19 protein-coding genes are annotated in these 23,432 nt (G+C 72.9%); 11 read left to right on the top strand and 8 right to left on the bottom strand.

Features of this window, described 5'->3' with window-relative positions; genetic code table 11:
- Window positions 1-170: 170 nt before the first annotated feature.
- From EOT10_RS02410 to EOT10_RS02420, 3 genes are all read left to right on the top strand, one after another.
- Window positions 171-2,582, top strand: coding sequence for an MFS transporter (locus EOT10_RS02410; RefSeq protein ID WP_189490999.1), 2,412 nt, complete (start codon window positions 171-173; stop codon window positions 2,580-2,582).
- 157 nt (window positions 2,583-2,739) lie between these two features.
- Window positions 2,740-5,334, top strand: a complete 2,595-nt coding sequence (locus EOT10_RS02415; RefSeq protein WP_127826328.1) for a SpoIIE family protein phosphatase — start codon at window positions 2,740-2,742, stop codon at window positions 5,332-5,334.
- Window positions 5,335-5,462: 128 nt separating this feature from the next.
- Window positions 5,463-6,188, top strand: coding sequence for a class I SAM-dependent methyltransferase (locus EOT10_RS02420; protein WP_127826329.1), 726 nt, complete (start codon window positions 5,463-5,465; stop codon window positions 6,186-6,188).
- On the opposite strand, the gene EOT10_RS02425 is transcribed toward EOT10_RS02420, so the two are convergent.
- From EOT10_RS02425 to EOT10_RS02435, 3 genes are all read right to left on the bottom strand, one after another.
- Window positions 6,156-6,557: a hypothetical protein gene (locus tag EOT10_RS02425; RefSeq protein ID WP_127826330.1), complete on the bottom strand. Its 402-nt coding sequence runs from the start codon at window positions 6,555-6,557 to the stop codon at window positions 6,156-6,158. The two genes, EOT10_RS02420 and EOT10_RS02425, sit on opposite strands and share 33 nt — an antisense overlap.
- Before the next feature lie 54 nt (window positions 6,558-6,611).
- Window positions 6,612-6,878 (bottom strand): GlsB/YeaQ/YmgE family stress response membrane protein, encoded by a 267-nt coding sequence (locus EOT10_RS02430; RefSeq protein ID WP_127826331.1) that lies wholly within the window; start codon window positions 6,876-6,878, stop codon window positions 6,612-6,614.
- Window positions 6,879-7,015: 137 nt separating this feature from the next.
- Complete coding sequence (locus EOT10_RS02435) at window positions 7,016-8,557, bottom strand: LCP family protein (RefSeq protein WP_127826332.1); 1,542 nt, start codon at window positions 8,555-8,557, stop codon at window positions 7,016-7,018.
- Window positions 8,558-8,669: 112 nt separating this feature from the next.
- Here EOT10_RS02435 and tatA point away from each other — a divergent pair, with 112 nt between their 5' ends.
- The 7 genes from tatA to EOT10_RS02470 all read left to right on the top strand — a co-directional run bounded on the left by tatA (window position 8,670) and on the right by EOT10_RS02470 (window position 16,984).
- Window positions 8,670-8,864 carry a Sec-independent protein translocase subunit TatA gene (gene tatA, locus EOT10_RS02440; protein WP_127826333.1) on the top strand — a complete coding sequence of 65 codons (195 nt, stop codon included), beginning with the start codon at window positions 8,670-8,672 and terminating at the stop codon, window positions 8,862-8,864.
- 146 nt (window positions 8,865-9,010) lie between these two features.
- Window positions 9,011-9,844: a M55 family metallopeptidase gene (locus tag EOT10_RS02445; protein WP_127826334.1), complete on the top strand. Its 834-nt coding sequence runs from the start codon at window positions 9,011-9,013 to the stop codon at window positions 9,842-9,844.
- Window positions 9,845-9,929: 85 nt separating this feature from the next.
- Window positions 9,930-11,243 (top strand): M20/M25/M40 family metallo-hydrolase, encoded by a 1,314-nt coding sequence (locus EOT10_RS02450; RefSeq protein WP_431313246.1) that lies wholly within the window; start codon window positions 9,930-9,932, stop codon window positions 11,241-11,243.
- A 127-nt stretch (window positions 11,244-11,370) separates the two neighbouring features.
- A complete protein-coding gene (locus EOT10_RS02455) occupies window positions 11,371-13,350 on the top strand; it encodes a dipeptidyl-peptidase 5 (protein ID WP_127826725.1) in 1,980 nt (659 codons plus the stop codon).
- Complete coding sequence (locus EOT10_RS02460; RefSeq protein ID WP_127826336.1) at window positions 13,347-14,285, top strand: S66 peptidase family protein; 939 nt, start codon at window positions 13,347-13,349, stop codon at window positions 14,283-14,285. The genes EOT10_RS02455 and EOT10_RS02460 overlap by 4 nt, the downstream gene beginning before the upstream one ends.
- A 135-nt stretch (window positions 14,286-14,420) precedes the next feature.
- Window positions 14,421-16,271 (top strand): alpha/beta fold hydrolase, encoded by a 1,851-nt coding sequence (locus EOT10_RS02465; RefSeq protein ID WP_127826337.1) that lies wholly within the window; start codon window positions 14,421-14,423, stop codon window positions 16,269-16,271.
- A gap of 158 nt (window positions 16,272-16,429) precedes the next feature.
- Window positions 16,430-16,984, top strand: a complete 555-nt coding sequence (locus EOT10_RS02470; RefSeq protein WP_127826338.1) for a GNAT family N-acetyltransferase — start codon at window positions 16,430-16,432, stop codon at window positions 16,982-16,984.
- On the opposite strand, the gene EOT10_RS02475 is transcribed toward EOT10_RS02470, so the two are convergent.
- Entirely contained in the window at window positions 16,953-17,306 is a 354-nt protein-coding gene (locus EOT10_RS02475; RefSeq protein ID WP_127826339.1) for a DUF6204 family protein, read from the bottom strand. The two genes, EOT10_RS02470 and EOT10_RS02475, sit on opposite strands and share 32 nt — an antisense overlap.
- Before the next feature lie 147 nt (window positions 17,307-17,453).
- Here EOT10_RS02475 and EOT10_RS02480 point away from each other — a divergent pair, with 147 nt between their 5' ends.
- Entirely contained in the window at window positions 17,454-19,463 is a 2,010-nt protein-coding gene (locus EOT10_RS02480) for a DUF5107 domain-containing protein (RefSeq protein ID WP_127826340.1), read from the top strand.
- Between the two features lie 102 nt (window positions 19,464-19,565).
- Here the strand turns inward: EOT10_RS02480 and EOT10_RS02485 are convergent, their stop codons facing one another.
- The 4 genes from EOT10_RS02485 to EOT10_RS02500 all read right to left on the bottom strand — a co-directional run bounded on the left by EOT10_RS02485 (window position 19,566) and on the right by EOT10_RS02500 (window position 23,423).
- Window positions 19,566-20,750 carry an amidohydrolase gene (locus EOT10_RS02485; RefSeq protein ID WP_127826341.1) on the bottom strand — a complete coding sequence of 395 codons (1,185 nt, stop codon included), beginning with the start codon at window positions 20,748-20,750 and terminating at the stop codon, window positions 19,566-19,568.
- A complete protein-coding gene (locus EOT10_RS02490; protein ID WP_127826342.1) occupies window positions 20,747-22,039 on the bottom strand; it encodes an amidohydrolase family protein in 1,293 nt (430 codons plus the stop codon). The genes EOT10_RS02485 and EOT10_RS02490 overlap by 4 nt, the downstream gene beginning before the upstream one ends.
- A gap of 192 nt (window positions 22,040-22,231) precedes the next feature.
- Window positions 22,232-22,987 carry a GntR family transcriptional regulator gene (locus EOT10_RS02495; RefSeq protein ID WP_127826343.1) on the bottom strand — a complete coding sequence of 252 codons (756 nt, stop codon included), beginning with the start codon at window positions 22,985-22,987 and terminating at the stop codon, window positions 22,232-22,234.
- Window positions 22,988-23,069: 82 nt separating this feature from the next.
- Window positions 23,070-23,423: a VOC family protein gene (locus tag EOT10_RS02500; RefSeq protein ID WP_127826344.1), complete on the bottom strand. Its 354-nt coding sequence runs from the start codon at window positions 23,421-23,423 to the stop codon at window positions 23,070-23,072.
- Window positions 23,424-23,432: the final 9 nt, after the last annotated feature.

The raw sequence follows: 23,432 nt of genomic DNA on the forward strand, positions 1-23,432 counted from the left end.
AGTGCTCACCGGTTCGAGTGGTTTTCCGTTCGCGCGCGGTTGTACGCCGTAGGGCTCCGACCGGCGCATTCGGCCCCGGAGGCCCTCGGAACCGCACCTCGCCGCGCTTGCCCGCAGTTGTCGCGTAATGCGAGAAATATGCGGCGCAGGCGCGACGAGGGGAGCGACAGGTGGGCACGACGACGCTGGTGACCGGCGAGCGGCAGGCGGTGCCGGCGACCGACGAGGCGCCGCCGGTGGAGCCCCAACCGCCGCTGGGGCAGACACAGTTCCCCGTCCACGGGCTGAGCCCGCGCCGGGTGCGGATGGTGTTCGTCGGGCTGATGCTGGCCCTGCTGCTCGCCGCCCTGGACCAGATGATCGTCGCCACCGCGCTGCCGAAGATCGTCGGTGAGCTGCACGGTCTCGACAAGATGTCCTGGGCGATCACCGCCTATCTCCTGACCGCCACCATCGGCCTGCCGGTCTACGGCAAGCTCGGCGACCTCTTCGGCCGCAAGGGCGTCTTCCAGTTCGCCATCGCCGTCTTCGTGATCGGCTCCGCGCTGGCCGGCTGGTCGCGCAGCATGGACGAACTCATCGCGTTCCGCGCCGTCCAGGGCATCGGGGCCGGCGGGCTCATGATCGGCGTGCAGGCGATCATCGCGGACATCGTGCCGCCCCGCGAACGCGGCCGCTACATGGGCCTCATCGGCGCCGCCTTCGGCCTCGCGTCCGTCGCGGGCCCGCTGCTCGGCGGCTACTTCACCGACCATCTCACCTGGCGCTGGTGCTTCTACATCAACGTGCCCTTCGGGCTCGTCACGTTCGCCGTCGTCACCGCCGTCCTCACGCTGCCCCGCCCCGCGGCCCGGGCCAGGCTCGACATCCTCGGCATCCTGCTGCTCGCGGCGGCCTCGACCTGCCTCGTCCTGCTGACCAGTTGGGGCGGCACGGAGTACGCCTGGGGCTCGCGCGTCATCCTGGGGCTCGGCGCCGGAGCGGCCCTGTCGTCCGTCCTGTTCCTCGTCGCCGAGCGCTTCGCCGCCGAACCCCTCATCCCGCTGCGGCTGTTCCGCGACCGGGTCTTCAACATCACCGGCCTGGTCGGGATGGTCGTCGGCGTCGCCCTGTTCGGCGCGGCCAGCTACCTGCCGACCTTCCTGCAGATGGTCGACGGCGCGAGCGCCACCGAGTCGGGGCTTCTCATGCTGCCGATGATGGGCGGCGTCGTCATCGCCTCGATCCTCTCCGGCCAACTCATCAGCCACACCGGGCACTACAAGATCTACCCCCTCCTCGGCGGGGCCCTGTCCACCGTCGGCATGTGGTTCCTGTCCCGCCTGGAAGTGGACACCCCGCGGGTGCAGTACAGCGTCTACATGGCCGTACTCGGCGCGGGCATCGGCCTGATCATGCCCGTCCTGATCCTCGCCGTGCAGAACGCCGTGCGCCCCGCCGACATCGGCACCGCGACCAGCGCCCACAACTACTTCCGGCAGATCGGCGGCAGCGTCGGCGCGGCCGTGTTCGGCACGCTCTTCGCCGACCGGCTCGCCGGTGCCCTCAGGGACCGGCTGCCCAGGGGCGCGGGCCTGCCCGACCCCGAGTCCATCACCCCGCAGCTCGTCCACGCCCTGCCGCCCGCGCTGCGCGACGGCTACATCCAGGCGTACGCCGACGCGATGCCCAGGATCTTCCTCTACCTCGTCCCGGTCCTCGTCCTCGGCCTCGTGATCGCCTTCTTCCTCAAGGAGACACCCCTGTTGTCCAGCGCCGCCCCCCACCAAGCGACGGGCACCGAGCCCGCGTCCGTCCCCTCCCAGTCCCGGACGTCGGCCGGCGCCGGGGTGCCGGTCTGCGGCATCGTCCAGCACTCCGACGGGACGGCCGTGCCGCGCGCCGCGCTCACCCTCATCGACGTCGGCGGCCGGCAGATCGGCCGCGGCGCGAGCGGCGACGACGGCCGCTACGCCCTGTCGACCCCGGGGCCGGGCAGTTACGTCCTGATCGCCGCGGCCGGCGGACACCAGCCGCAGGCCGTGACCGTCACCGTGGGGGAGCGGCCCGTGGACCTCGACGTCGTCCTCGGCGGCGCGGGGCGGCTCGCCGGAAGCGTGCTGACCGCCGACGGCGCGCCCGTGCGCGACGCCGCCGTGACCCTGACCAACGTCCACGGTGAGGTCGTCGCCGGCACGCGCAGCGGGCGCGAAGGCGGTTACGTCATCACGGAGTTGGTGGCCGGCGAGTACACGCTCGCCGGGAGCGCGCCCGCGTTCCGGCCCGCCGCGCTCCCCGTCACGGTGATGGCCGCGCGTGAGACCCGCCAGGACATCGAACTCGCCGGCGGCGCCGTACTGCGCGGCACGGTCCGGGCCGGCGGCGGCCGTCCCGTCGAGGACGCGCGGGTCACCCTCCTCGACGCCGCGGGCAACGTCGTCGACACCCTCACGACCGGCGCCGACGGCACCTTCCGCTTCGTCGACCTGTCGTCGGGCGAGTACACCGTGATCGCCGCCGGATACCCGCCGGTCGCCACCGTGCTGCACATGGCGGGCGGCGGCCGCACCGAGCGCGATCTGCAACTGGGCCACGAGGACTGAGTGTTGAGGGTGGGCCACCCATCCGGTCCGGGCGGGCTCCACGCCGCCTGAATTCGGCCGATGCGGCACCCCATGACCCCGTTCCGCGTACCGTGGAACGGGTAAGGGCCAAGCCGATGACGCTCGGTCGCCGCGCGGGGGGAAGGGAGCGCAGGCCATGCACCGTGGCACCGGGACAGCCTCGCGGAACCCCGTGCCGGGCCGCGTACCCCTGGCGGTCGTCGTGGTCGACGGGGCGGGACTCGTCTCGCACTGGAGCACCGGCGCACGCCGTCTGTTCGGGCCCGCGCGCGAGGACGCGGTCGGGCGCCCCGCCACCGACCTGCTGCCCGTCTCCGGCGCCCTGCCGGACGAGGCCGGCGGCGCGGCGTACGGGGTCCTGCCGGACGGCACCGGCGGCACGGGGTACGGGATCCTGCCGGACGACGCCCGCGGCACGGAGTACGGGATCCTGCCGGACGGCATCGGCGGCACGAAGTACGGGATCCTGCCGGACGGCGCCGGCGGCGCGGAGTACGGGATCGACGGCGCGTACGACGGCCTCGGGCCCGGTCTGGAGTCCTCGCTCGACGGGCGGGCCTCCTATCCCGCGGCAGGCCGCGCCCGGCTCACGGCCCCGGGCAGTGAGCGCATCGACGTCCTGTGGTGGGCCTACCCTCTCGTCGGGCCCGGGCCCGAGAAGCTGCTCGTCCTCGCCGCCGACGCCGGGAGCCTGCGCGCCGAGGGCGTGCCCGAGGGCGACCCCCAGGAGCGCATCGCGCCCGGCTTCGCCCTGCACACCGACCTCCCCGGGGCCGACGAGCTGGCCCGCGGACTCCCCGCCATCCTGCCCAGCATGAGCGTCGGCGAGAGCGCCCGCATCGTCTCCCAGGTCCTCGAACTCGGCTATCCCGTACTGGAGTTCAGCCGCCACGACCGGGTCCCCGTCACCGCCGACTGGGGCGTGCCCCGGCGTGCCGAGCGCAAGGCCCGCAGAGAGGAGGCGGCCCGCGCGGCCGCCGCCGGACTGCCCGCGCCGCGCCGCGCGCCCGACGACGCGGATGGCGATGCGGATGACGACGCCGCCGACCTGGAGCACGCGGCCGTCCGCGAACACCTGGAGTTCCTCAACGAGGTGAGCGGGCGCATCGGTTCGTCCCTCGACCTGTCGCGCACGATCGTCGAGGTCAGCCGCGCCGTCGTACCGCGCTTCACGGACGTCGCCGGCACCTATCTGCGCGAACAGGTCGTCGCGGGCGAGGGGTTCCCCGAAGGCCCGCCCGACACGACGACGATGTGGCACCGCGTCGCCCTGGAGCACACGGACGAGCCGGGCCGCTGGGACGACGTCGTGCCCGTCGGCGAGTCGATGCCGTTCCCCGCGCACACGCCGTTCTTCCAGTGCATGACCAGCGGCCAGCCCGTCCTCGTCCCGCGCATCACCGAGGAGATGGGCAACGCGATCGCCTCGCAGTTCGAGAAGCGCGACATCCGGCCCCTCATCACCGACCGCTCGATGCTGGTCGTGCCCCTCAAGGCCCGTAACGTCGTCCTCGGGTTCATGATCCTGCTGCGCCACCGGGAACGCCCGGTCTTCAACGACATGGACCGCGTCACCGGCGCCGAACTGGCCGCCCGCGCGGGCCTCGTCCTCGACAACGCCCGCATGTACACGTACCAGGAGAGCGTCGCCGAGACGCTCCAGGACAGCATGCTGCCGCACATCGAGCCCCGCATGCCCGGCTGCGACATCGCCACCCGCTACCTGCCCGGCACGCTCCTCGGACGGGTCGGCGGCGACTGGTTCGACTCGGTCAAGCTCCCCGGCTCACGGACCGCGCTCGTCGTCGGCGACGTCATGGGCCACGGGCTCAACTCGGCAGCGATGATGGGCCAGTTGCGCACCGCCGTCCAGACCATGGCCGCCCTCGACCTGCCCCCGGCACAGCTCCTGCGCAACCTCGACGACCTCGCCCAGCGCCTCGGCGAGCACTACCTCGCGACCTGCCTGTACGCGGTCTACGACCCCATCGCCAACGAGCTGGAACTGGCGAACGCCGGACACATCCCGCCGGTCCTCGTCCGCGCCGAGGACGGCCGCAGCGAACTGCTCGAACTGCCCACCGGAGCACCCATCGGGGTCGGCGGCGTCCCCTTCGAGTCCGTACGGGTACCGATGGCGCCCGGCGACCGGCTCGTCTTGTGCACCGACGGGCTCGTCGAGGTGCGCGGCGAGGACATCGGCGTCGGCCTCGCCACGCTCTGCGAGTCCGCCGCCCACCCCGCGGCCTCCATGGACGCCGCCTGCGACACCATCATCAGATCCCTCAACACCGCCGGCGGCCGCAAGGACGACGTCGCCCTCCTGATGGCCCGGCTCAACGGCATCGCGCCCGAGGACGTCGCCCGCTGGAGCGTCGCCCCCGAGCCCGCCGAAGTGCCCCGCGTCCGCGCACTCGTCCGCGAGCAGCTGACGACGTGGGGCCTCGGCGCGCTCGCCGCCACCGCCGAACTGCTTGCCGGTGAGCTCGTCGCCAACGCCGTGCGGCACGCCCGCACCCGCACGGTCGAGGTACGCCTGGTGCGCTCGGGAACCCTGGTGTGCGAGGTCGAGGACGACGACCAGAAGCTGCCGACGCTGCTCAGCGCGGGCCCGGGCGACGAGTTCGGGCGGGGCCTGCGCGTGGTGAGCGCCCTCGCGAGCGAGTGGGGCACCAGCCGTACGGGCTCCGGGAAGACCGTGTGGTGCGAACTGGCATTGCCGCGCCGCTAGTTCGCCTCGGGCGTGAGCCGGGCGTACTCGTATCGAATGGGGCGTGAAGGAATGCGCCGGGTGCTTGTGGGGCGGGCCCGGGCGCGGTAGACCGATCATGCCGTGCCACCGCATTCCGGGAGTTGCAGATGAGCGTGACGAGTCGGTACCAGGATGCCTGGGAGAGTTTCTGGCGTGACGCCTCCGACGAACCCGGCGGGGTCTTCTGGGACGCCGAGCCCGCCCTCACCGCGAGCGTCCATCTCGCCCTGCTGGAGCCGCACCTGGCGAACGCGGGGCTGCCCTTCGTCGACGTGGGCTGCGGGAACGGTACGCAGACCCGCTTCCTCGCCGGCCGCTACCCGCGCGTCGTCGGCGCGGACCTCTCCGCCGCCGCCCTCGGCCACGCCCGGCACGCCGACCCCGCGGGCCGGGCCGACTTCCGGCAGATCGACGCCACCGAACCGGCCGAGGCGCGGCAGCTGCACGCCGAACTCGGCGACGCGAACGTGTACATGCGCGGTGTGCTGCACCAGTGCGAGGCGGCCGACCGGCAGCCGCTGATCGACGGCGTCGCCGCGCTCCTCGGCGAGAGCGGCCGTGCCTTCGTGGTGGAGTTGTCCGAGGCGGCCCGGCCCGTCCTGATGGGTCTCGCGCAGGGTCCCGCGGGCCCGCCGCCCAAGCTGGTGCCGGTGTTCTCGCACGGCCTCGCGCCCGCCGAGGTCTCGGACGCGGCCGTTCCCGACTACGTACGCTCCGCGGGCCTCGACGTGCTCGCGAGCGGCGAACTCCCGCTCACCACCACGGAGTACACGCCGGACGGCGCCCGCATCGAGCTTCCGTCACGATGGCTCGTCGTGGGGCGGGCGGGCTGAGGGGCGGGGCCCCAGGCGGCGCAGGACGCGGCCGAGCCCGCCCAGCAGATGCGGGCAGAGCGGCCGGCCGTGCGACAGCGGGACAGCACCGTGTGCGGCCACCGCGCGGAAGAAGCCCCGCCCGGGTCTGGACTGCAGGGTGGTGTTCCACCGGTAGCCGGGGCCGTGGGCCAGGGTCACCCGCAGGGCGCGCCGGCCGAGCCCTTCCTGCCGGCGTGACTCCAGGATCCAGATGCCGAGGAGCCGGCCCGTGCGGCAGCGTGCGCACAGCCGGAAGCGGACCTGGCCCACGAGGGCGCCGCGCTCGTCGTGGAGCAGCACCTCACCGGCGCCGCCCGGCGCACGCGGAGGGACGCTCGTGAGGCGCACCGGCCCGGACGATGACGCCGCTGGGCCGGGGGCCATGGGTGACCGGCCGGCTCGTCAGTCGCGGGAGTTGCCGAAGAGGAGGCGGTAGCCGACGAGCAGCACGAGCGAGCCGCCGACAGCCGCGATCCACGTCGTCAGGTCGAAGAAGCTGTTCGCGACCGGGCGGTGGAGGAAGTGCGAGGAGATCCAGCCGCCGACGAACGCGCCGGCGACGCCGATGAGGGTGGTCCCTATCAGGCCGCCCGGGTCGCGTCCGGGGAGCAGGACCTTGGCGATGACCCCGGCGACGAGGCCGAGGATGATCCAGCTGATGATGCCCACGTGTGCGTCGTTCCCCTCAGTGGTGTGCGGTGTGCGGTGTGTGGTGCGTCGTGCGGGTGTCCGCGTGTGCGTTGCGAGTTTGCGCAACTGTACAGACGGGGGTGAAGACGCGAAACGGTCCCGGTCGGTTGCGCTGGTCAGCCGTAGGAGAGGTTCGAGCAGAGGCTGTCGGCGGCGGAACGGGCGTCGTGGGAGACCTCGGACGGTACGGCGGTGGGTGCGGGCCCCGTCGGGGCGGCGGCCGACGGATGGTCCGCGTAGTCCTGCCCGACGATCGCCTTGATGCCCGCCGTCGCGGTCTCTTCGAGGCGCGCGCCGGGGAACCGCTCGGCGACCGTACGCGCTCGTGACGTCTCGCCGGGGCCGTACTGGATCAGGGTGGTGGCGTGGTTCTGGCTGCTCGCGGTCGCCGTGCCCAGGACGGTGAAGCCGCCCTGAGTGAGGGTGCGCGCGGCTTCGGCGGCCAGTCCCGGGACGGCCGTGCCGTTGTACACGGTGACACGGATGCCGTCGCCCGAATTCGGCATGGCTGATGCGGAGTTGACGGCGGCCGTGGGGGAGGCGGTGGACGCGGCGCCCTTCTTGCCGCTGGCGTCCTTCCCGTCGAGCGTGCGGTCCTCCTTGAGCGCGGCCCACAGCGCGTCGGCGTCCGGTTCGACGACCGCGACGCGGCTTCCCTCGTAACGCCAGGGAAGGGTGACGAACTTGGTGTTGTGGAGGTCGATGTTCCTGAGGGACATGGCGAACGAGAGGAGCTTGTCGGCGGAGCCGAGGCCGGGGTCCACGGTCATCGACCGGGTCGCCGCCTGCGCGAGGGGCAGCAGCTTCGTGGGCGTGAGGCCGTCGCTCTTCACCTTCTTCATCAGGCTGCCCACGAAGGCCTGCTGGCGCTTGATGCGGCCGATGTCGGAGCCGTCGCCGATGCCGTGCCGCAGGCGTACGTAGTCGAGGGCCTTCTGGCCGGTGACGGTCTGCTCGCCGCGGGCGAAGAGGAGCTTGCCGCGGGTGGTGCGGTGCGGGTTCAGGTCGCGCTGGTAGATGTCCTGCGGGAGGCACACCTTCACTCCGCCGACGACGTCGGTGAGGGCCGCGAAGCCCTTGAAGTCCACGACGACGGTGTGGTCGACGCGCAGGCCGGTCAGCTTCTCCACGGTGTTCTGCGTGCAGGCCGGGTTGCCGCGGGCGGTCTCGCCGGTCGAGTACGCGGCGTTGAACATCGTGTCGGGGCGGGTCCTGGTCCAGCTGCCGTCGGGCAGTTTGCAGGGCGGGATCGTGACCAGGGTGTCGCGGGGGACGGACACCGCGACGGCGTTGCGGTGGTCGGCGTAGACGTGCAGCAGGAACGCCGTGTCGGAGCGGCCGATGTCGCCCTTGTCGCCGCCGCCGAGGGCCGAGTTGCCTCCGGTGCGGGCGTCGGAGCCGATGACGAGGACGTTCTCCCCTTTGGAGGCGTCGGCGGCCGGGCGGTCGCCGGAGATGCCGTCGGCACTGAACGTGCTGATGTCTCCGCCCAGTTTCAGGTACACCCAGCCCACCCCCGCCGTGACGAGGACGAGCAGGGACAGGGCTATCGAGAGCGTGAGCCGCACGCGCCCGCGCCGTCGGCGCGCGGTGCGTGCGGCGGGCCGGGCGCCGGACGTGCGGCGCGGGGGAGCCAACTGCTCACGGGTGCCTGCCATGGGTGCGCCCTCACTCGGTCCGGGGTTGTACAGTTGCGCAATGTAGCAAGCTTTCTGGTGGGTGCCGTCCCCGGTGCCCACCTCATCCGAGAAGACGAAGGATGGGGCGAAAATGTTCCGCAACGGTCTCGAGCCCTGGCACCTGCTCATCGTGGCGATCGTGGTCATCGTCCTGTTCGGTTCCAAGAAGCTGCCGGACACGGCGCGTGCGCTCGGCAAGTCGATGCGCATCCTCAAGAGCGAGACGAAGGCGATGAAGGCGGACGACGTCGAGGCCGAGGAGCGCCGGGACCCCGCCGCGTCCTGACCCGGGCGATCGCCTGGGCGAAGTGATCCCCGGAGCCGGAGCGATCGTCTGAACGGAGGGGTGGCCGCCGCCTTTCGGTGGACTGGACCTCTGGCTGTCCCGGCGGCTCTGGCCTGCGCGTTGCCCGGCGCGTACGGTGATGCGCCATGAAGATCCTCATCAGCGCCGACATGGAGGGCGCCACCGGTGTGACCTGGCCGGGGGACGTGCTGCCGGGCACGCCGCAGTGGGAGCGCTGCCGGTCCATGTTCACCTCGGACGTCAACGCCGCCGTGCTCGGATTCTTCGACGGGGGCGCCGACGAGGTGCTCATCAACGAGGCGCACTGGTCGATGCGCAACCTGCTCCTGGAGCAGCTCGACGAGCGGGCCGAGATGCTGACCGGCCGCCACAAGTCGCTCTCCATGGTCGAGGGCGTCCAGCACGGCGACGTCGACGGCATCGCGTTCGTCGGCTACCACACGGGCGCCGGCATGGAGGGCGTCCTCGCCCACACTTACCTTGCCAACTCCATCACCGGCGTCTGGATCAACGGCATACGCGCGAGCGAGGGGCTGCTCAACGCGCACGTCGTCGCCGAGTACGGCGTGCCCGTCGTCCTCGTCACGGGCGACGACCATGCCTGCGACGACGCCCTCGGCTATGCGCCCGAGGCCCGCAAGGTCGCCGTGAAGGACCATGTGTCCCGGTACGCGGCGGTATGCCGTACCCCGAGGAGGACCGCCGCCGACATCAGGGCCGCGGCCAAGGAGGCGGCGGCGCTCGCCGTGCGTCACGAGCCCGTCCAGGGCGGCCCGTTCACCATCGAGCTCGAATTCGACGCCGAGCATCTGTCGATGGCCGCGACCGTGGTGCCCGGCGTCCGCCGCACCGGGGAACGCAGGGTCGCCTACACGCACGACACCATGTACGACGGCATCCGCACCTTCAAGGCGGTCACCACGATCGTCTCGGCCGCGGTGGAGGAGCAGTATGGCTGACCAGACACCTCAGGCACCTCAGGCATCTCAGGCATCTCAGGCACCTCAGGCATCTCGGGCACCCCTGGCATCCCAGGCCGCTCACGTGGACGATCAGGCGCTCGACGAGGTCGTGACCTTCACGTCCGAGCTCATCCGCATCGACACCACCAACCGTGGCGGCGGCGACTGCCGGGAGCGCCCGGCCGCCGAGTACGCGGCGGCGAAGCTCGCCGAGGCGGGACTGGAGCCGGCCCTCCTGGAGCGCACCGAGGGGCGGACGAACGTCGTCGCCCGCATCCCCGGCACGGACCCCTCCGCCGACGCGCTGCTCGTCCACGGTCACCTCGACGTCGTCCCGGCGGAGGCCGCCGACTGGAGCGTGCACCCGTTCTCCGGCGAGATCCGCGACGGCGTCGTGTGGGGCCGGGGCGCGGTCGACATGAAGAACATGGACGCGATGATCCTCGCGGTCGTGCGGCAGTGGGCCCGCGCCGGTGTGCGGCCGCGCCGGGACATCGTCGTCGCCTTCACCGCCGACGAGGAGGCGAGCGCCGAGGACGGCTCCGGTTTCCTCGCCGACCGGCACGCCGCGCTCTTCGAGGGCTGCACCGAGGGCGTCAGCGAATCGGGTGCCTTCACCTTCCACGACGGCTCGGGCAAGGAGATCTACCCGATCGCGGCGGGCGAGCGCGGCACGGCCTGGCTCCGGCTCACCGCGCACGGCAGGGCGGGCCACGGCTCGAAGGTGAACCGCGCCAACGCCGTCAGCCGGCTCGCCGCCGCCGTCGCGCGGATCGGCGCGCACGAGTGGCCGGTCCGGCTGACCCCGACCGTGGCCGCCGCGCTGACCGAACTCGCCGCCCTGTACGGCATCGAGGCCGGTGTGACGTCCCCGGACTTCGCCGTCGACGAGCTCCTCGCGAAGCTCGGCCCGGCCGCGGCCCTCGTCGAGCCGACCGTCCGCAACAGCGCCAACCCGACGATGCTGTCCGCCGGATACAAGATCAATGTGATCCCCGGCGAGGCGACCGCGCACATCGACGGCCGGTATCTGCCGGGCGGCGAGGACGAGTTCCGCGAGACCCTCGACCGGCTCACCGGGCCCGACGTCGACTGGGAGTTCGAGCACCACGAGGTCGCTCTGCAGGCGCCGGTCGACTCGCCGGCGTTCGCCAAGATGCGGGCGGCTGTCGAGGAGTTCGCGCCCGAGGGGCACGTCGTGCCGTACTGCATGTCGGGCGGCACCGACGCCAAGCAGTTCTCGCGGCTCGGCATCACGGGCTACGGCTTCGCGCCGCTGAAGCTCCCCGAGGGCTTCGACTACCAGGCGCTCTTCCACGGCGTCGACGAGCGCGTCCCGGTCGAGGCGCTGCACTTCGGGGTCCGCGTGCTCGACCGATTCCTGAGGTCGGCGTAGCAGGGTGAGCGGGGGCACGGGCGGGGATCGGAAAACGGTCCGGGAAGCGGTTCGGGAGACGGTCTAGGAAATGGCGACGCGCGTGGAGAACATGGGGGCCTCAGTAGTCATGGGGGACGGGGAGAAGATGGTGCTGATCCAGAGTCACGGATCGTGGCCGTCGCCGATCTCGGCCGATCTCGCCGCCGCGCACGACGGGCAGCCGGAGTACGTCGGCTTCGTCGGCGACGAGGTGTGGTGGACCGAGCCCCGGCCCGCCGAGGGCGGCCGGCGCGCCCTGGTCAGGCGGCTCGCCGACGGCACGGAGCACACAGTGCTGCCCGCGCCGTGGAACGTGCGCAGCCGCGTCATCGAGTACGGCGGACAGCCGTGGGCCGGCGCCGGCCGCCCCGAGGGTCCCCTCCTCGTGTTCGTCGACTTCGCCGACCAGCGGCTCTACGCCTACGAGCCGGACGCCCCCGGCGCCGTACCCCGCCCCCTCACACCCGTCTCGGCGGTGGGTGACGGCCTGCGCTGGGCCGATCCGCGCATCCACCTCGACCGGGGTGAAGTCTGGTGCGTCCTGGAGGAGTTCACCGGCGACGGTCCGGGCGACGTGCGCCGTGTCGTCGCCGCGGTGCCGCTCGACGGGAGCGCCGCCGAGGACCGGGCCGCCGTGCGGGAACTCTCCGACGGGCGCCACCGGTTCGTGACCGGCCCCCGCCTCTCGCCCGACGGCCGCCGCGCCGCCTGGCTCGCCTGGGACCACCCGCGGATGCCGTGGGACGGCACCGAGCTGATCGTCGCCGACGTGGCCGGGGACGGCAGCGTCGGCGGGGCGAGGACCGCGTTCGGCGGACCGGACGAATCCGTCGCGCAGGTGGAGTGGGCCGCCGACGGCGCCCTCCTGTACTCCAGCGACCGCAGCGGCTGGTGGAACCTCTACCGCGTCGGCCCGGACGGCGAGCCCCGGCCCCTGTGCCCGCGCGAGGAGGAGTTCGGCGGACCGCTCTGGAAGATCGGCCACCGCTGGTTCGCCCCGCTGGAATGCGGCCTGATCGCCGTCGTGCACGGCAGCGGCGCCACCGCGCTCGCGATACTCGACCCGACGACCGGCGAGGTTGTGGACGCGGCCGGACCCTGGACGGAGTGGAGCCCCACCCTGGCGGCGCACGGCACCCGCGTCGTGGGCGTCGCGGCCAGCCCGCGCAGCGGCCACGAGGTCGTGGAACTCGACACGCGGACGGGCCGGGCGCGCGTCGTCGGCGCCGCGCACACCGACGCCGTCGACCCCGCTTACTACCCCGAGCCGCAGATCCGCACCTTCGCGGGCCCCGAGGGGCGCGACATCCACGCCCACGTCTACCCGCCGCACAGCCCCACCCACGCCGCGCCCGACGACGAACTCCCGCCCTACGTCGTGTGGGCCCACGGCGGCCCCACCGGACGCTCGCCCCTCGTACTCGACCTGGAGATCGCCTACTTCACCTCGCGCGGCATCGGCGTCGCCGAGGTCAACTACGGCGGCTCCACCGGCTACGGGCGCGAGTACCGCAACCGGCTGCGCGAGCAGTGGGGCGTCGTCGACGTCGAGGACTGCGCCGCCGTGGCGCTCGCGCTCGCCGCCGAGGGCACCGCCGACCGGGCCAGGCTCGCGATCCGCGGCGGCAGCGCCGGAGGCTGGACCGCCGCCGCGTCGCTCACCACCACCGACGTCTACGCCTGCGGCACCATCCTCTATCCCGTGCTCGACCTGACGGCCTGGGGCTCGGGCGAGACCCACGACTTCGAGTCGCGGTACCTGGAGTCACTGGTCGGCCCGCTCGCCGAGGTGCCCGCGCGCTACGTGGAGCGCTCGCCGGCCGAGCACGCGGACCGGCTCACCGTGCCGTTCCTGCTGCTCCAGGGCCTCGACGACGTGATCTGCCCGCCCGCGCAGTGCGAGCGGTTCCTGGCCCGCCTGGAGGGACGGCGCGTCCCGCACGCGTACATCACCTTCGAGGGTGAGGGCCACGGCTTCCGGCGCGCCGACACCGTGATCCGCGCCCTGGAGTCCGAACTCTCCCTGTACGCCCAGGTGTTCGGCCTGGATCCGGCCGGGATTCCCACCCTGGAGCTGTCCAAGTGACGTCGACGACACCGCTCACCCGTCCCGCGCGGCTCACCCCCGGTGCCCGCGTCGCCGTCGTCGCGCCCAGCGGTCCGGTGCCCGACGACCGTCTCCAGGCGGGCCTCGACCTGCTGCGCGGCTGGGACCTGGAGCCCGTGGCGGCGCCCCATGTCCCCGATGTGCACAGGGAGTTCGACTATCTCGCCGGGACGGACGCCGACCGCGCCGCCGACCTCCAGCGGGCCTGGTGCGACCCGTCCGTCGACGCGGTCCTGTGCGCACGGGGAGGCTACGGCGCCCAGCGCATGGCCGACCTGCTGGACTGGGACGCGATGCGGGCCGCCGGGCCCAAGGTGTTCGTCGGGTACAGCGACATCACGGCGCTGCACGAGGCGTTCGCCGTGCGCCTCGGCCTCGCGACGCTGCACGGACCGATGGTCGCCGCGGCCGACTTCCTCAAGAACGCCCGCGCGCAGGACCACTTGAGGGCGACGCTCTTCGAACCCGAGACCGTGCGCACGATCACGGCACCCGGCGGCGGACGTCCCCTCGTGGGCGGGACGGCGCGCGGTGTCACCCTCGGCGGCTGCCTCTGCCTGCTCGCCGCGGACCTGGGCACCCCGCACGCCCGTCCGTCGGCCAGGGGCGGGCTGCTGTGCCTGGAGGACGTGGGCGAGGAGACGTACCGGCTCGACCGCTATCTCACCCAACTCCTGCGCTCCGGCTGGCTGGACGGGGTCGCGGGGATCCTGCTCGGGTCGTGGGCGGAGTGCGAGGCGTACGGCGAGGTGCGCGCGCTGCTCGCGGACCGGCTCGGCGGTCTCGGGGTGCCGGTGGCCGAGGAGTTCGGCTTCGGGCACTGCGACGGGGCGCTGACCGTCCCGTTCGGCGTGCCGGGTGAACTCGACGCGGACGCGGGGACGTTGACCCTCGACCTGCCCGCGCTGGCCTGAAAGACGCGCTCGCTGAATCTTCGTCAAGAAACACGCGGCACGGTGATTGACCCGCGTATGACACGTGTCACAACATGACCACGCCCAGACTTACCGGTCGGTAGCCGGTGGGTCTTCCTCAGCGTGGAGGTAGCCGTGCCCCGATCCCGACCGCGATCACCACTGGCGCTGGTCCTCGCCCTCGGCGCCCCGGTCGCCGCGCCCCTCGCCCTCGCCGGCCCTGCGAACGCCGTTCCGCAGACAACCCAGACGACGCAGACAACCCAGACGACGCAGACGACCCGGACGACGCAAGCGACGCGGACCGGCGAATACACCGTCACCGCACTGAAGTTCACGGTCCGGGCCGGCGGCCGCAACTGCGTCGTCGACGCCGACCTCTACCGGCCCGCCGGGGTCGACGCCGCGCACACCGCGCCCGCGGTCCTCGCCACCAACGGCTTCGGCGGCAGCAAGTCCGACGGCTCGACCGACGCCATCGGCAAGGCCGTCGCCGCCCGCGGCTACGTCGGGCTCGTCTACTCGGGGCTCGGCTTCGGCAAGTCGGGCTGCCTCGTCTCGCTCGACGACCCCCGCATCGACGGCGCGGCCGCCTCCCGGCTCATCGACTACCTTGCCGGTACACGCGCCGCCGACGACGGCACGAAGGCCGACTTCGTGACGAAGGACGGCAAGGGAGACCCCCGGGTCGGCATGATCGGCGGCTCGTACGGCGGCGCCATCCAGCTCGCCACCGCCGCCGTCGACCACCGCGTCGACGCCCTCGTCCCGATGATCACGTGGAACGACCTGGCGTACTCCCTCGATCCGAACAACGCCTCCGACCGCTCCGTCCCCGGCGCCTTCAAATGGCAGTGGACCAACGGCTTCTACCTGATCGGCGAGGGCCAGCCCCTCCTCGCACCGTCCCTCGACCCGTCCCGCGTCAACAAGCTCACCTGCCTGCACTTCGTCGACGACGCCTGCGAGACGATCCGCACCCTGAACTCCGGCCGCTACCCGGCCGCGAAGACCGGACCGATGCTCGCCTACGCACGCAGCGTCTCCCCGGTCTCGTACCTCAAGCAGGTCAAGGCCCCGACGCTGCTCGTGCAGGGCCAGTCCGACAGCCTCTTCAACCTCAACGAGGCGCAGGCGTCGTACAACACCCTCAGGGCGCAGGGCACCACCGCCAAGATGATCTGGCAGTCCTGGGGCCACAGCGGCGGCCTCACCGACCCGGCCACCGGCGAACTCAACATCGCCCAGGGCAACCTGGAGACCTCCTACGTCGGCAAGCGGATCCTCGCCTGGTTCGACCGCTACCTCCAGCACAAGAAGGGCGTCGACACCGGGCCCGCCTTCGCCTACTACCGCGACTGGATCACCGACCCGAACCGGACCTACGCCACCGCGGGCAGCGTCCCGACCCTGAGCCGGAAGCTGTACCTGTCCGGCGACGGCAAGCTCGTCGACAACCGCAAGAAGGTCGCCCGCGGCAGCCGCGAGTACCGGAACTGGCTGATCCCCACCAGCCACTCCGAGTCCTCCCTCGCCGGCCTCATCGGCCTCCCCGACCCCGCGCCCCACGACACCGCCGGCACCTACCTCGGCTGGACCAGCGAGCCGCTGACCACCGCCACCGACGTCGTCGGCGCCCCGAAGGCCACCCTCAAGGTCGTCTCCCCGCGGACCGAACGCGTCCAGAACTCGGGTGACGCCGCCGACAAGCTCGTCCTCTTCGCGAAGCTCTACGACATCGCGCCGGACGGCACGAAGACGCTCGTGCACCGGCTGGTCGCACCGGTCCGCGTGCCCGACGTGACCCGCTCCTTCACCGTCTCGCTGCCCGGCATCGTCCACCGCTACGAGAAGGGCCACCGCCTCCAGTTCGTCATCGCGGCCAGCGACGACGCGTACGGCGGCAACAAGGGCGTCAAGCCGGTCACCGTCACCAGCGCGCCCGACGACACGGGCGTCCTGGAACTGCCGGTCGTCGGGGAGTAGGTACCCCGCCGTGCGCGAACCCCGCCCGGCCGCACACGCCGGGCGGGGAACGCGGGCGTCGCTCCTAGGGAAGGGTCCACCGACGCCATCGGGGCGGTCCGCGGCGGGTACTTCATGCACCGGCGCAAGTGAGCCGGGCCGCCACGTAGGCTGACCGGATGTCCGAAGCCGAGAGCCCCCACCTCGCCCAAGGTCCCCACGTGGCCCTACGCGCCTTCACGCTCGCGGACGCCGAGGAGTTCACGGCCCGTGCGCGGGAGAGCCGGCACCTGCACCACCCCTGGCTCTTCCCGCCCACCGCCGCCGATACCTACGCCGCCTACGCGGGTGCCCTCATCGACGACCCGGCCCGGTTCGGTTTCCTGGTGTGCGAGCGGGCGGGCGGCGGCATCGTCGGTTTCATCAACATCAACAACATCGTCCGCGGCGGCTTCCGCAGCGGTGCCCTCGGTTACGGCGCGTTCGCGCACGCGGCGGGCCGCGGCCTCATGAGCGAGGGCCTCGGCCTCGTCGTCCGTCACGCCTTCGGCCCTCTCGGCCTGCACCGGCTCGAGATCAACGTGCAGCCGCGCAACGAGGCGTCGATCGCGCTCGCCCGCCGCGCCGGCTTCCGCCTGGAGGGCTACTCGCCCGACTTCCTCTACGTGGACGGTGCCTGGCGCGACCACGAACGCTGGGCGCTCACGGCCGAGATGCCCGGTGCTTCCGGTTGACCTTCATCGTGTCCATGTCGGTCGCCGACGACTTCAGCGCACCGAAGCCGTAGCCCTCGCCCAGAGCCCGCAGGGACGCCTCCGCCATCTCCTCGGCGAGCGCCTCCGCCATCTCCTCGCCGTCCTCCGCGTCCGACTCCACGACGAACCGCAGCGAGAAGTGCTTCAGCACCCGGTCGTACGTGAGTGACCCCTCCGGTGTGAACCTCATCGAGGTGAGCCCGTGGTCGTCGGCCTCGGCGAGCAGCCGCTCGCGCGCGCCGTCGGTGAGGCCGTCCCAGGTGCCGCGGACGATGACCCGGTAGGTGTGCTGCGTTCCCATCCGGGGAGGGTAGCCCGGCGGGGCGCGCGGCGCCTTTGCTTAATTCTGACCGGGAGAGCCCCTGGTCACCTCACGGGCGAGCCTGTTCCATGGTCGTCGGGGGCGCACCGCGTGCGGACGGTCGGCCCCGCGAACCGGGAGGCGGACTTGACGCACTCGCAAGCCGAGCGGACGACCCTGCGACGCGACGTACTGACGCTGCCCGGCGTGGCGCTCGGCGCGTCCGACCCGCTGCCACCGCTGCGGCCCCTCGACGAACCCCACGAACTCGACGACCGCTCCCGGCAGGGCATGCCCCGCGACATGGCCCGCCAGATCGGCTACGAGCCGCTGCGCAGCGTCCTGCCGGAGCGCATCAGGAACGGCTACGGGCGCGACCGCGCCCCGGTCACCCTGGACACGCTCGTGCTCGAGAACGACCGGCTGCGCGTCACGGTCCTGCCGGGCCTCGGCGGCCGCGTCCACTCCCTCTTCCACAAGCCCACCGGACGCGAACTCCTCTACACCAACCCGGTGTTCCAGCCCGCCGACTTCGCGCTCAACGGCGCCTGGTTCTCCGGCGGCATCGAGTGGAACATCGGCGCGACCGGGCACACCACCCTGTCCTGCGCGCCCCTGCACGCCGCCCGCGTCACCGCACCCGACGGCGGCGACATGCTGCGCCTGTGGGAATGGGAACGGCTGCGCGACCTGCCGTTCCAGGTGGACCTGTGGCTCCCGGCCGGCTCCGACTTCCTCCACGTGGGCGTGCGGATCCGCAACCCCCACGAGCGGCCCGCGCCCGTCTACTGGTGGTCGAACATCGCCATACCCGAGGAACACCGTGTCCTCGCCCCCGCCGACGAGGCCTGGCACTTCGGCTACGAGCGCAGCCTGCGCCGCGTCCCCGTCCCGGAGTCCGACGGGGTGGACCGCACGTACCCGCTCAGCGGCGAGTACCCGGCCGACTACTTCTACGAGGTCCCCGACGGGCAGCGCCGCTGGATCGCCGCGCTCGACGACGACGGGCACGGACTCGTCCAGACCTCGACCGATCTGCTGCGCGGCCGCAAGCTGTTCCTGTGGGGCCACGGCGCGGGCGGGCGGCGCTGGCAGGAGTGGCTGACCGAACCGGGCACCGGCGGCTACGCCGAGATCCAGGCGGGCCTCGCCCGTACGCAGCTGGAGCACGTACGCCTCGACGCCGAAGCCGAGTTCACCTGGCTGGAGGCGTACGGACCGCTGTCCGCGGCGGCCGGTGCCGTGCACTCCGCCGAGGACTGGGCGACCGCCCGCGGCGAGGTCGAGCAACGGCTCGAAGGCGTGCTGCCCCGGGCCGACGTCGACGCCGCCCACGAGGCCTGGCTCCCGCACGCCGACACCGAACCCGGCGAGACGCTCGCGGTGGGCTCCGGCTGGGGCGCCCTCGAAGTGCTGCGCGGGGACCTCAAGCTGCCCGGCACGCCGTTCGACGCGTCGACGCTCGGCGACGAGCAGGCGCCGTGGCTGGAGCTGCTGCGCAGCGGGGCCGTCCCCGAGCCGCGCCGCGTCGGACCGCCCGGGCCCACCCTCGTGGCGCCCCACTGGCGGGACATGCTGGAGACGGCGCCCGCCCAGCCGCTCACCGAGTACCACCTCGGGGTCGCCCAATGGCACGCGGGGGACCGGGCGCAGGCGGTGCGCAGCTGGGAGCGCGGGCTCGAACTCGCCCCGTCGCTATGGCCGTTGCTGCGCTGTCTGGCCGTCGCCGACCAGGAGTCCGGCCACCACGAGCGCGCCGCCGACCGCTACGCGGAGGCCTACGACGACCTGTGCCAGGAGCGGCGTGACGACGGCGAGGCGTGGACGGCGGCCACCGCGGCGCTCGGCCGCGAGGCCGTCGAGGCGCTGCTCGCGGTCCGCCGCCCGGGTGCGGCCCGCGCCGTCTGGGACCGGCTGCACCCCGTGACGCGGGCCCGTGGCCGCTTCCGGCTCATCGAGGCCCGCCTGCTGCTCGCCGAGGGCGACAGGGCGGCGGCACGTGCCGTCTTCGACGAGGGCTTCGAGGTCGCCGACCTGCGGGAGGGCTCGGAGACGATCGCCGAACTGTGGTCGCGCCTCGCCGAACCGGGCGAACGCCTGCCCGCACAGTACGACTTCAGCATGCGGCCCCGGGGGTCAGGTCCCGGGGCCGCATGATCGTGGGCCAGGGCCTGTCCTCAAATTCCCGTCGTCCGCCGCGAGCGTGCGTGCCAGGCGTCGCCCGGCAGGCGGGAATTTGAGGACAGGCCCTAGTGCTACTCAGGGCAGGAGCAGCTCGCCGTTCCTGGCGACGACGCGGCCGGCCCTGACCACCACGTCGCGCGCGGGCAGGTCGACGACGACCTGGGGCAGGCACTCGCCGCGCACCAGGAAGAAGTCGGCCGGTGAGCCCGGGGACAGGTCCAGGTGGGGGAGCCCGAGGAGTCGGGCGCCGTCGTCGGCGGCGACGCGGAAGCTGTCCGCGAGCTCCTCGTCGAGACGCGCGCCCTGGGCCTCGGCGAGCAGGTGCACGCGGTGCAGCATGTCGGCGTTGCCGAACGGGCTCCACGAGTCGCGCACGCCGTCCGAGCCGAGGCCGACGCCCACGCCGAGCTCCCGCAGACGGCGCGTCGGCAGGACAAGGGACTCGGAGGGGGCGACGGTCGTCAGGGAGATCCCCGCGTCCGCCAACTCGCCGCCCAGCTTATCCAGTTCGACGCCCTGAAGGCCCGGCACGCAGAACACGTGACTGATGCTGACCTTGCCCTGGAGCGACAGCGCCCTGGTCCGGTCGACGATCGCCCGGACCACTTCCAGGCCGGGCTCTCCCCTGTCGTGCAGGTGGATGTCGACGCCCACGCCGTGCCGGTCGGCGATGCCGAAGACCAGGTCGAGCTGTTCGTCGAGCGCCTCGTCGAAGCTGCTCGGGTCGATGCCGCCGACGATGTCGACGGCACCGCTGCGCGCGGCCTCCTCCAGGAGCTCCGCCGTACCAGGCTTGCGGACGACACCGTGCTGCGGGAACGCGACGACCTGCACGTCGAGCGCGTCCTTCAGGGCCTCACGCGCGGCGACGACGCCCTCGACACCGGCAAGCCCGTAGGCGGGCGCGACATCGACGTGGGCCCGCATCGCGCGGGTGCCCTGCGTGACCGCGTGCGACATGAGACGCAGAGCGCGGTCCTTGAGCGGGGTCGTCTGCGAGCGGAACAACTCGGCGTCCGCTTCGGCGTATTCGGCGATGGAGGACGCGGGCCGGCGCGACACCCAGGGCTCGCCCCAGGTGGTCTTGTCCGGGTGGATGTGCGCGTCCACCAGGGTTGGCAGCGCGATCCGGCCGCCGCCGTCGACGACCTCGGCACCCTCGGGCGCCGGGCCGTCGGCGAACACACCGTCGACGACGGTCAGGTGGACGGCCCGCGCCGCGCCCAGCGGACGTACGTTCCGGAAGACGGTCGCCGTCATACGGCGATTCCGGTACGCACGACGCGCGCCGGCTTCTTCAGCACGGAGATGTCGTCGAGCGGGCTGCCGGACAGCAGGATCGCGTCGCCCGCGTAACCGCGCGCGAGCCGGCCGACCTTGCCCTCGAAGCCGAGGAGACGGGCCGCGTTGGTGGTCGCGGTGCGGATCGCGTCGAGCGCGGACAGGCCGGCCGAGTGCATCATCTCGATCTCGGCGCCGATCGGCTCCACCGAGCCGCCCGACGAGTCCGTGCCGGACACCAGGCCCACGCCGAGCTCGTGGGCGCGCTTCGCGGCGGCCTTGAGCTTGGGCAGGTAGGTGCGGCCGCGCTCGTCGAGCACCGGGTTGGGGTCACCGATCATGCCGCCGATGGCGACCATCGTGGGCGTGAAGTACGTGCCGCGGCGGCGCATCTCGTGGAGCGACTCCTCGGTGATGAACGCGCCGTGCTCGATGGACTTGACGCCGGCCATGACCGCGTCCTGGATGCCCTTCGCGCTGTAGCTGTGGCACAGCACGTCCTTGCCGCCGCGGCGGGCGGTGGCGACGATCGTGGCCAGCTGCTCGCGGCTGTAGACCTGCTCCAGCGGGTCCTGCTCGGCAAGTCCCGCACGCGGGTTCACGCGGGTCTTGATGGTGTCGGCGCCGCGGGCCAGGTTGACCTCGACGACGCGGCGCAGGGCCTCGGTCGAGCGGACGCCGTCCTTGAGACGGGCGATCGGGGTGAGGTCGGGGTCGGCGAGGATCGTGTCACCGAGGTCGGGCGAGACGAAGACGCCGGACGCGCGCATCCGGGGGGCGCGGCCCGGGGCCTGCCGGGAGAGCTCGCGGACGGCGATGTCCTGGTAGAAGTTCGTCGAACCGCTGCGCACGGTGGTGGCGCCGAGCGCGAGGGTTCTGGCGGCCTCGGTGGCGGTGTTCAGGTGGATGTGCGAGTCGACGAGACCCGGCAGGACCCACTGGCCGTGCGCGTCGAGGACGGTGACACCGGCGGGCACGTCGACGTCCTTGCGCTTGCCGGCCGCGCGGACGACACCGTCGAGGATGACGACGACCGCGTCCTCGGTGACCTCGCCGGTCTCCGGGTCGAGCAGCGTGCCGCCGTCGATGACGAGGTCACCGCCGCGGGGGGCGGTGCCGGGGCTGGAGGCGCGGGTGGGCGCGAGGGCCGACGCGCCGGGCGCGGAAGCGGCGAGGGCGGCCGTGGTGCCCGCCAGTGCGGCGGCACCGGCGAGTACACCGCGACGGGTCAGCCTGCTGGACGGCGGTGGGGTGTTCTCGACGCACATGGTGGCTCCTCGGCGGAACGGGGCAGGATGCTCTGGCCCGACATTTTGTATACCAAGATGGGGGTGCGGGCAAGGAGGCCGTGGCTCCGCCCCTGGTCAGGGAGGGGAATCGGGTCCGCATTCTGGTCGGCCGGGACGATGGCTACGAGATCTTGGTATACAACCCGGTTGCGCCGTCGCCGCCCCGTCGCCTCAGCTCTCGCGGCCCCCGCCGACCCCGTCGCCTCCGCTGCCTTCGGAGCCGAAGAGTGACCGCAGGGCCACCGACCGGCTGTCGCGCACATGCAGCAGCGTGCTCGCGGCGGCCGTCTCCTCGTCGCCGCCGGCGATGTGCCGGAAGATCGCCGCGTGCTGCTCCCGCATGTGGGCCGGCTCCTCCCGCAGGCCGAACAGGAGCTGGAGCTGCCAGCCCAGCTGTTCCATCGTGCGCGCGAGGAGCGGGTTCGCCGACAGCGCCACGATGCCCTCGTGGAACGCGGTGTGCGCGGCGACCTCACGCGCCCCCTCGTCCGCCGCGGCCGCCCGCTCCGCCACCTCGAGCGACGCGCGCAGCGCGGCAAGCCCCTCCGGCTCGCGGGGCGCGGCCCGTGCCACCCGGCGGGCTGCGAGCCGTGACGCCTGCACGGACAGCGGCTCCCACACCTCGTAGAGATGCTCCACGTCGGCGCGCTCGAGCCGCCGCACGCGCACCCCGCTGTGCGGCAGGAGTTCGAGTAGGCCCTCGGTGACGAGCGAGCGGAGCGCCTCCCGCACCGGGACGCGCGACATCCGCAGTTCCTCGGCGATCTCCCGCTCCACGAGGCGGGCCCCCTGCGGATAGCGCCGGTCGACGATGCGCTGCCGGATCGCGTCCCGCGCCTGCGTGCCGAGCGACGGCTTGACGGCCCCGCCGCGCGCGGCATCACCGCCCGCCCGGGCCTCCCCGCGTGTGCCCCCGTTGCCCGCCATGTGTGTACCGCCCCTCACTCCCACGTACCCGGGGCGAGGATACGTGGGCGCGCACGCCGGAGACCTCTAGGGCGTGTCCGCCCTAGCCCTGCCCCTGCCGGTCGGCGTACTCGAAGACCGAGCCGTCCGGGTGCAGCGCGATCAGGTTGCGGCCGGCCGGTGTCGGGAGCGGTCCGGCCAGGACGTGCGCGCCGGACGCGGTGAGGACGGCGTGGGCCTCGTCCACGTCCGGGACGGCGATCGTCGCCGAGACCTTGCGCAGGACCTCGATCTCCGCGTCGGGCCCGCTCATCAGGAGGAAGCAGCCGACCGCGGCCACGGAGACCCCGCCGCGCTCGAAGCGGAGCGCGCGGCTGCCCGCGAGCCGTTCGTAGAAGGCGACCGAGGACTCCAGGTCCTCGACGCAGATGCGCAGCGTGGTTCCCAGGATCTCCATAGCGGTGAG

Origin of the sequence: Streptomyces antnestii (assembly GCF_004005495.1) — a bacterium.
Lineage (GTDB): Bacteria > Actinomycetota > Actinomycetes > Streptomycetales > Streptomycetaceae > Streptomyces > Streptomyces antnestii.

Coding starts and splice junctions, on each gene's coding strand:
- EOT10_RS02455 (WP_127826725.1), top strand. CDS start 11,371: ATGGTGCTGATCCAGAGTCACGGATCGTGGCCGTCGCCGATCTCGGCC.
- EOT10_RS02470 (WP_127826338.1), top strand. CDS start 16,430: ATGTCCGAAGCCGAGAGCCCCCACCTCGCCCAAGGTCCCCACGTGGCC.
- EOT10_RS02490 (WP_127826342.1), bottom strand. CDS start 22,039: ATGTGCGTCGAGAACACCCCACCGCCGTCCAGCAGGCTGACCCGTCGC.
- tatA (WP_127826333.1), top strand. CDS start 8,670: ATGTTCCGCAACGGTCTCGAGCCCTGGCACCTGCTCATCGTGGCGATC.
- EOT10_RS02495 (WP_127826343.1), bottom strand. CDS start 22,987: ATGGCGGGCAACGGGGGCACACGCGGGGAGGCCCGGGCGGGCGGTGAT.
- EOT10_RS02445 (WP_127826334.1), top strand. CDS start 9,011: ATGAAGATCCTCATCAGCGCCGACATGGAGGGCGCCACCGGTGTGACC.
- EOT10_RS02475 (WP_127826339.1), bottom strand. CDS start 17,306: ATGGGAACGCAGCACACCTACCGGGTCATCGTCCGCGGCACCTGGGAC.
- EOT10_RS02485 (WP_127826341.1), bottom strand. CDS start 20,750: ATGACGGCGACCGTCTTCCGGAACGTACGTCCGCTGGGCGCGGCGCGG.
- EOT10_RS02500 (WP_127826344.1), bottom strand. CDS start 23,423: ATGGAGATCCTGGGAACCACGCTGCGCATCTGCGTCGAGGACCTGGAG.
- EOT10_RS02415 (WP_127826328.1), top strand. CDS start 2,740: ATGCACCGTGGCACCGGGACAGCCTCGCGGAACCCCGTGCCGGGCCGC.
- EOT10_RS02420 (WP_127826329.1), top strand. CDS start 5,463: ATGAGCGTGACGAGTCGGTACCAGGATGCCTGGGAGAGTTTCTGGCGT.
- EOT10_RS02435 (WP_127826332.1), bottom strand. CDS start 8,557: ATGGCAGGCACCCGTGAGCAGTTGGCTCCCCCGCGCCGCACGTCCGGC.